Origin of the sequence: Micromonospora sp. NRRL B-16802 (genome assembly GCF_001279555.1) — a bacterium.
Classification (GTDB): Bacteria; Actinomycetota; Actinomycetes; order Mycobacteriales; family Micromonosporaceae; genus Micromonospora; species Micromonospora profundi.
Genome location: NZ_LGEB01000077.1, coordinates 25854 through 33887, shown reverse-complemented (window position 1 = coordinate 33887; position 8034 = coordinate 25854). Strand labels below are relative to the sequence as shown.

Below are 8034 nucleotides of genomic sequence, written 5' to 3'. Positions count from 1 at the left end.
GGGAGATCCGTGACGACATCCACGAAGCGTTCCTCACCCTCGCCTGCGCCATCGTCTGCTGGCGCCGGCTGCAGCGTTCAAAGAGTTAGGAGTTCTAAGACGATCGGAACTGCCTTCAACACGGCGAGTCACCGCGGCACACAGGCCCAGCCAGCACCGCCGCCCGTGCGGACCTACCTATTTGGCTCCCCTCTGTGTCAAAGACTGCGGCGAAGGTTGTTCTGAGCCGGGGTGTGGCGACGGGTCCGGGAAGTGAGTTTAGTTCCTGCTAGCTTCCTTGGAACGCCGGTAAACGCGTTCGAGGTCACCGATCAGCTCCACGGCGAACCGCCGTCGAACCTTGCCAACCGCGTCCCGGGCAAGCGCTGCCAGCAGTGTCTTGGCCTGGGCGGCGGACAGGCTACTCTTCGCCATACCCCCGGGATTAGTTTCAGCAGTTGGTGAAGCTGGGACACAATCCGGGTGTGGTCCTCGCCGAGCGTGCGGCGCCTGTCGACCAAGATCCGTAGCAGGGCGAGCTGCTCATCGTTGACCACTCGGCGCAGCCGGGCCATGCGGGTGCCGACCAGCGCCATGGGGTGGGCGTCGGTGGCATCAATCTTGCGGCCCTGCGACGCGCCGGCCACCAGCAGCTTCTGTCCGACGACGATCGTGTCACTGGTGAGGTGGATCAGCGTCTTGATCGCGGTCACGGTGGTCCGGTAGGTCTTCGCGATCCCGGAAGAGGGCGTCGTCCTTCTTGACCATGTGCGTACCGCCCGGCTTCGGCGCCGGCTTGGCCGGGGTCTGAGCGTCCGCAGCCAGGTTGATCCTGCCTTGGACGTGCCTGCGCAGCCGATTCTAGCGACGGCCGCTTCGCGGTCGTGATCGGCCTTCACAGGTAGGCGCCCCGCCATTGGCGGCGCAGGCTGCGAAAGGAGGCAACCATCCGACGGTAGCCCTTCCGTCGGCAGATTGATTCGAGTGCCGCGATTACACGAAAGAGGTCAGCCGAAACTTGATAAAAGCACTTCAGTCGCCAAGCATCACCGATTGAACGGTAGTTGCAAACTTGCCAATACTACGGAACGGGCTGTGGGTTGGAATCATTCTCGCCGCCCATTTCCGCAGCGCCGAAATCGGATTGCTCGCGAAGGTGGCGGATTTCACCGTGAAGCGAGTCGATAATCTTTTTCAGTTCGGCTCCGTATACAAGCTGAGTCGCACTAATTTCACGACCGACTTGCGCGGCCCAAGCCTGCGGCCCGATGGACCCGATGGCGAATATCGCACCGACCACCAGCGCAACGCCGAGTTCTGTCGCAGAGGTCAACAGCGTACAAAGAATGCCCGCTACTAAGCATAGAACGCAAAACACGATGTAAGCCTGGGCTATCCCCATCGATCCGTAGCCTGCGGTGAATCGGACGGGCCCTACTTGCCAATTCGTTCCGTACGCCAGGTTGCTTCGCAATTCTTCAAGCTTTGCCAAGCGAAGTTCAAGGGGTTCGGGCTGGTCCTGATTTTCGTTGCTCTCCACCTTGAATCACTCCAAATGACTGTCGGCGCGAGCGGGTTATTTGCTCTAGATTCACCGTACAGGACCCTGGCAAGACCCCGACGCGCACGCGCAGGCGCCCCGAGGCGGCACTGTGACGAGCGGTAGGAGAACTCTCGCATCCAAAGGTTGACGCAGCTCAGTGTTAAGTCGGACCGCAGGTCGGCACACAAGGTCGGACCGCAAGTCGGCATTCCCAGCCGCTGCGCGTTGGGAGAGTCTGGGCGTACGGAGTGATGACGCCGATTTCGTGGGCTCTGCGAGAGCACGACTCACTCGTGTGATTCCGCTCCGGATGTTCGTTGCAAGCATGGAGCCGCCGCGATCCGTAGCAGCTTCAAAACGTCGAGGGGACGTTCATGAGCGTCGAAACGATCAACAGCGACAACCTGCGCCAGGCGATGGTCGATCTGTTGGCCGCTGATCATGCCGACAAGAATTTGACGTTGCGGCCAGAGGTGGAGGCGGCGATGAGGACGGTACCTCGCGAGTTGTTCACGCCGGGCCTTCCCCTAGAGGAGGCGTACGAGAACAGGGCGGTCATCACGAAGCGGCGCGGTGAGGAGAACATCAGCTCGGTGTCGGCGCCGTTCCTCATCGCGGAGATGCTCGGCCAGGCCGCTGATGCGCTGGGCGGTCTGAAGGGCCGTCACGTACTGGAGGTCGGTAGCGGCGGTTACAACGCCTCGCTGCTGCGGGAACTCGTTGGCCCGGCCGGCTCCGTGACCACGGTGGACATCGACCCGGAGGTGACGGACCGGGCAGTCGCGTGTCTCAAGGCAGCAGGCTACGACGATGTCAAGGTCGTGTGCGCCGACGCTGAGCATCCTGTCGATCCTGGCCGCCGCTACGACCTGATCATCGTCACCGCCGGGGCGTGGGATATTCCGCCAACATGGTGCGAGCAGCTCACCGACAACGGCGTCCTGGTCGTGCCGCTGCGCACGTTCGGGATGACTCGATCGTGGGCGCTTCGCCGTTCCGGCGTCGGCCTGGTCAGCGTGAGCGAGCGGCAGTGCGGGTTCGTGCCGGTACAGGGCGGCGGGGCGTACGACGTGCAGTACGTCGACGTGGCCGATGGGGTCCACCTGCGGCTCGATGAGGGCCAGCAGATTCCGAATCAGGGCCTCGGCGGCCTGCTCGAGACGCCCCGGCAGGAGGCATGGGCCGGACTGAGCCTGCCGCCACCCACCGTGCTGGCGGACTTGGACCTGTGGCTCGCCACCCGGATCGCCGCCGCAGGACAGGAGTTCGTGGTGCTGACCGCACAGGACGCGGCTATCTCGTCCGGTGTCGTCGCGCCGTCGTGGCGGTTCGGGACCCCTGCTGTCCTGCACGACGACGGCGCATTCGCCTACCGTTCGGAGCTGCGATGGACCGGCGACGCGTTCGATCTGGGCGCGTACGCCCACGGCCCTGACACCTTCGCGGCGGCTGCGGCAGCGGGGCGAATGGTTGCGCACATGAGGGCCTGGGTGGGCGCCGGCTGTCCCGCGCCGGCGCTGCACGTTCTGCCCGCGCAGACCCCCGACGGCGACTTGCCGGCCGGGACGGCCGTGGACAAGCGGCACAGCCGCATCGTCCTGGCTTTCACTACTGAGGGAAGGGAGTCCTGATGGAGTTCGACGAGTACGAGGTCGGCCTGGAACACGTGGAGGGCGAGCTCAACCTCCGGCTGGTCGACGCCGGGCCGGCGTTGAGCGCGTACGCGACTGCCACGGACGACGGCTGCGGCTCGGGCAACACCGGCTCGAGCGCCTGCTCCGGCGGCGGCAAGTAACAGCGACGCCGCGCGGTGGGGTCCGACCGCACGAGGTCGGACCCCACCCTCACATCTCCCTCCTTGCCCCGCCGGTCTTCAGGAGCGCGCGATGTTCCAAACGACGGGTGCAGCCCTAATCAGGGCAGCGTCCTACCCTTCCGACCTCGAACTGCCGACGTGGCCCGACCTGACCATCGAGCAGCCAGACCAATGGCGGGAATGGCTACAGCAGGCCTGGGCGCTACCAGGATTCGCCGCTGCCGTCACCCACGCTGCACCACAGTTGGCCGACCAGATCGCCCGCGCACTCGTCGCCCATGCCGTGACCGGGCCGAGGCTGCGCCGCGTGGTGGAAGCGACAGTCCGGTACCTCCTGAGGTGGACGACGCGCGCGACGCCGTTCGGTCGATTCGCCGGAGTCGCTCCCGTGCAGCTTGGCCCCCGCGCGGTAGTCCGCTGGGGTGCGGCGCACTGGGAGACGAGGTGCCCCGATGGCCGGTTCATTGCCGAGCACACAGCCCGGGCGGAACGGCACCTGCACGTGCTCCGCTCGGTCAGGGTCGTCACGAACCCGATCGGGTATCCGCGCGGCGGTACGTGGGTGGTGCCCTGCGGCCACAGCGACGGCGACCGGATCAGCGACGTGGAAATCGACCTCACCGACCCGATACGACTGGCGGTGCAGCTCGCCAGCTCACCAATCGCGTTCGCCGACTTGACGGCCCGGATGGCCGAGCGGACCAACACGAACCTGCCAGACGGCCCCGAGCGGCTCCTTGCCGAACTCGTTGCCGCAGGCGCCCTCGTGTCCGAGATCCGCCCACCAGTAACGGTGACCGACCCAGTGGCCTACCTCAGTCAGCACATCGACCTGCCTGACCCTGGCGAGCGTGTCCAGGTTGACCTGCGCGTCGACTGTTCGGTAGCGCTGCCACCGGCCGTGGTCAGCGAGGCGTGCGAGGCCGCCGCAGCGCTCGTCAGCGTGGCACCGCGCCTACCGGGCTGGGCTGCCTACCACTCCGCGTTCATCGAACGCTGGGGACCAGGCGCGGCCGTGCCGCTGCGCGACGTCCTGCGGATTTTGGGCTTTCCCGCCGGGTACCGCGGCTCGCTGCGCCGTGATCCGGCGGGACTGACCGCCCGCGACGATCTCCTCGCGGAACTCGCCCAGCGCGCGGCCCTGCAGAACTGCACCGACGTCGTGCTTGACGCCGAGCTGATTGATCAATTGCGCGGTGACGACGACCGGCCTCCGGTCCCGCACACCGAACTTCAATTCACTCTCGCCGCGGCTACGTGCCGAGACCTCGACCGAGGCGACTTCACGCTGACGGTCATCAGCGGCGCCCGCCACGCAGGCGCCGCAGCGGCCCGGTTTCTACACCTACTCGCCCCGCCCGAACTCGCGCTGTTCTCGGACGTCTACACCCACCTGCCGACGGCCCTGCCGGGGGCGGACGCCGTACAGATCTCCGGCCCGCCACTGGGCAGCCGGCTGGCCGCTCTCGCCCGCGCTCCCGAACTGCTGCCCGTCCTGCCCGTCGGCGACTTCCAGCCCGACCCGCGATGGACGCTCGCGGACCTAGCCGTCGCAGGTGATGGTCAGCGGCTCTGGCTCATGTCGCGCACGACAGGCCGCCCGGTCGAGCCCATGCTGCTCAACTGCCTGCTGCTACCGACGCTGCAGCAGCCGCTCATCCGGTTCCTGACGGAGATCCCCATCGCGTGGACGGCGCCGTGCGTCCCGTTCGACTGGGGCCGCTGCCACGGCCTGCCGTTTCTGCCACGCGTACGACGGGGCCGGTCGATCCTGCACCCGGCCCGCTGGATCATCACCGCAGCAGCACTACCCGGGCGTAGTGCGACGTGGCACCAGTGGCGGGCGGCCTGGCAGCGCCACCGCGAACAGCACCGGCTACCCGCAGACGTACTCCTTGGCAGAGATGACGCACGGCTACGCCTCGACCTGGACGACACCGCCCACCTGGCGCTGCTGCGTAGCCACCTCGACCGGCACAGACACGCCACACTCACCGAGGCGCCGGGACGGGCCGGCTGGATTGACGGCAGACCCGCCGAACTCCTGCTCACCCTGACCCGCACCCCGCCGCGCGACGAGCTGCCTCCTCGGCCGGCGCGGCCCGCCAGCACCGTTCAGCACCGCCCCGGCCAATCGCGCTGGCTGGACGCCCGCCTCACCGGCCGAACCGAGCACATCCTCGCCGACCTGTCGAAACGCCCCGAGGTGTTGCCGGCGGGCTGGTGGTTCCTGCGCTACCCCGATCCAGAACCCCACCTGCGGCTGCGTATCCCACTACGCGATGCCGACCAGTTCGCCAACAATGCCCGCCACGTTGCCGCATGGGCTGAGCAGCTCGACGAGCAGGGCCTGCTGGCTGACTACAGCCTGGCCACCTACCGGCCCAAGACACGCCACGGCACCGGACCCACTCTCGCCGCAGCCGAAGCCGTGTTCGCCGCCGACTCCCGCGCCGTCCTCACGAACCTGACCGGCGACCGGTACGCCACCACCGCCGCCAGCATGATCACCATCGCCCACGGGTTCACCGGCAACGGCCCACACTGGATATGCGAGCATGTCCCGCACCGCAGTGGCCCTCGCCTGAACCCCACCCAGCTCCACCACGCCCGCCGAGCCCACCGAGACGACGACCTGACAGCGGCGCTGACCGCCTACGGGGCACTCGTCGACCGAGACGGCCTCGACCCGGACCAAGTGCTGGCCGACCTGCTCCACCTGCACCACGCCCGCATGATCGGCGTTGACCTCCCATCCGAACGGCACTGTCTCCGCCTCGCCCGCGCCGCCGCCCACACCACCCTCATCCGCAGCACGCCATGACCGCAGGACAGTCACTCGCCGACGGCACAACTGGCGTCGCCCTCTGGCACCTCGAAACCGGCAGGTGGAACGCGGCATACGACGCGCTCCAGCAGGCAACCGCCGACGGCGTCAGCGCCACCGACAACGCCAGCCTCTACTACGGCGTACCCGCGCTCGCGTTCGTCCTCGCCGCGTCCGACCATCCCGCGCTCACCCGGGCTCAAGCCGTCGCCGCCGCCGGGACCGCCACGGTGACACGCAGACGACTGCACACCGCGCACCGCCGGATCGACCAACGCCAACAGCCCGCGTACGCCGAATTTGACCTCATCCGCGGCCTCACCGGCCTCGGCGTCGTCCTACGTCGCCTCGGAGACCTCGACCTCCTCCGCGAGGTACTGACCTACCTCGTACGACTCACCGAACCCATCGGCGAACTCCCCGGCTGGTGGTGCCCACACAGCCCCAACCGCACCGAGCCAGGACCCACCGGAGGCCACAGCAACCACGGCATCGCCCACGGCATCACCGGCCCACTCGCACTCCTGGCACTCACCCTCCGCGACGGCATCACCGTCGACGGACACACCCAGGCAATCAACCGCATCTGCCAATGGCTCGACACCTGGCAACGCCACACCACCAACGGCCCATGGTGGCCCCAAACCATCACACTCGACGACCTCCGCCGCGGCGACCCGAGCCAACGCCGACCACTACGGCCGTCCTGGTGCTACGGCACCCCCGGCATCGCCCGCGCCCAGCAACTCACCGCGCTCGCCCTCGGCGGCACCACACGTCGACGCCTCGCCGAGAGCGCGATCGTCGCCTGCCTGAACGACCCGGCCCAGATCGGTCAACTCACCGACCGCAGCCTCTGCCACGGAACCGGCGGCCTCCTCACGACTGTACGCCGCATCGCTGTCGACACCCCCACACCCATACCGCTCGCGCCACTGCAGCGTCTCCACCAGCAGGCACCAGAGATGACCGACGAACCCGCAGGTTTCCTCGACGGGACATCCGGCGCCGCCCTGGCCGCGACCGGAACCACGAAGACCTCGTGGGACGCCTGCCTACTCCTCTGCTAACCCACCAACATCGACCGGACGGCCTTCATGGAACAGAACTCCTGGAAGCAGGTGAACCTCGCCTACCCTGGCCCAGACTCAAGGCAACGGGAGACGCAAGCTGTTGAACACCTCAGCCGCGTGCTACCCGCCGCCGAAGCCGAGGGCCTCATCACCTCGTGGTGGTTCATCCGCAAAGGCCCGTGGCGGATCCGCTACCTCCCCGCTACGTCCACCCACAACTCGGTGCACCTACTGCTCACCGACACAGTCAACTGGACCACCGACATCTACGAACCAGAAACCCATGCCTTCGGTGGCGTTGCCAGCATGAGCGCCGCCCACGCCCTGTTCCACCACGACAGCCGCCACCTCCTGAACTACCTCAGCGACAACCCCGACGACCGGCGGGAACACGCACTCATCCTGTGTACTGCGCTCATGCGCGCCGCCGGCCTCGACATCAACGAGCAAGGCGACGTCTGGGCCAAGATCGCTGATCAGCGCCGCGCGTTGACGAGCGCAGCGCCGACCCAGGGCCTTCGAGAGTGGACTGATCTCACCGCTGACGTCCGCCGCCTCCTGCTCGGCTCACCATGCGCAGGCGGCATCACCAGCGACTGGCTGAGCGCCTTCGAAGACACCGGGAAGGCACTGCGCAACCTCCGCGAGTCGGGCATGCTCACACGGGGAATTCGCAGAATTGCCGCGCTGCACATGATCTTCCACATGAACCGCCTCGGAATCCGCGCAAGCACCCAAGCCACCCTCGCCCGCGCTGCCAAGGAGGCAATCTTCGACGGCGTCTCTACCTAGAGTG

Annotated in this window: 7 protein-coding genes; 5 read left to right on the top strand and 2 right to left on the bottom strand. The window is 67.3% G+C overall.

All coding sequences use genetic code 11. The features are described from left to right. Positions 1-311: 311 nt before the first annotated feature. Together ADK66_RS22380 and ADK66_RS31600 are read right to left on the bottom strand one after the other, a co-directional pair. A complete protein-coding gene (locus ADK66_RS22380) occupies positions 312-692 on the bottom strand; it encodes a transposase (RefSeq protein WP_053658457.1) in 381 nt (126 codons plus the stop codon). Between the two features lie 368 nt (positions 693-1060). Then, positions 1061-1519 carry a hypothetical protein gene (locus ADK66_RS31600; RefSeq protein WP_157552805.1) on the bottom strand — a complete coding sequence of 153 codons (459 nt, stop codon included), beginning with the start codon at positions 1517-1519 and terminating at the stop codon, positions 1061-1063. 377 nt (positions 1520-1896) lie between these two features. Here ADK66_RS31600 and fxlM point away from each other — a divergent pair, with 377 nt between their 5' ends. The 5 genes from fxlM (at position 1897) to ADK66_RS22360 (ending at position 8030) form a co-directional block, all read left to right on the top strand. Then, complete coding sequence (gene fxlM / locus ADK66_RS22375) at positions 1897-3153, top strand: methyltransferase, FxLD system (RefSeq protein WP_053658455.1); 1257 nt, start codon at positions 1897-1899, stop codon at positions 3151-3153. Continuing rightward, complete coding sequence (locus ADK66_RS30905; RefSeq protein ID WP_082377605.1) at positions 3153-3317, top strand: FxLD family lanthipeptide; 165 nt, start codon at positions 3153-3155, stop codon at positions 3315-3317. The genes fxlM and ADK66_RS30905 overlap by 1 nt, the downstream gene beginning before the upstream one ends. Before the next feature lie 91 nt (positions 3318-3408). Next, the gene (locus ADK66_RS22370; RefSeq protein ID WP_053658453.1) at positions 3409-6162 is read left to right on the top strand and encodes a lantibiotic dehydratase; all 2754 of its coding nucleotides are present in this window, start codon (positions 3409-3411) and stop codon (positions 6160-6162) included. Further along, a complete protein-coding gene (locus tag ADK66_RS22365) occupies positions 6159-7235 on the top strand; it encodes a lanthionine synthetase C family protein (RefSeq protein ID WP_053658450.1) in 1077 nt (358 codons plus the stop codon). The genes ADK66_RS22370 and ADK66_RS22365 overlap by 4 nt, the downstream gene beginning before the upstream one ends. 27 nt (positions 7236-7262) lie before the next feature. Continuing rightward, the gene (locus ADK66_RS22360; protein ID WP_053658448.1) at positions 7263-8030 is read left to right on the top strand and encodes a thiopeptide-type bacteriocin biosynthesis protein; all 768 of its coding nucleotides are present in this window, start codon (positions 7263-7265) and stop codon (positions 8028-8030) included. The last annotated feature ends 4 nt before the right edge of the window (positions 8031-8034 follow it).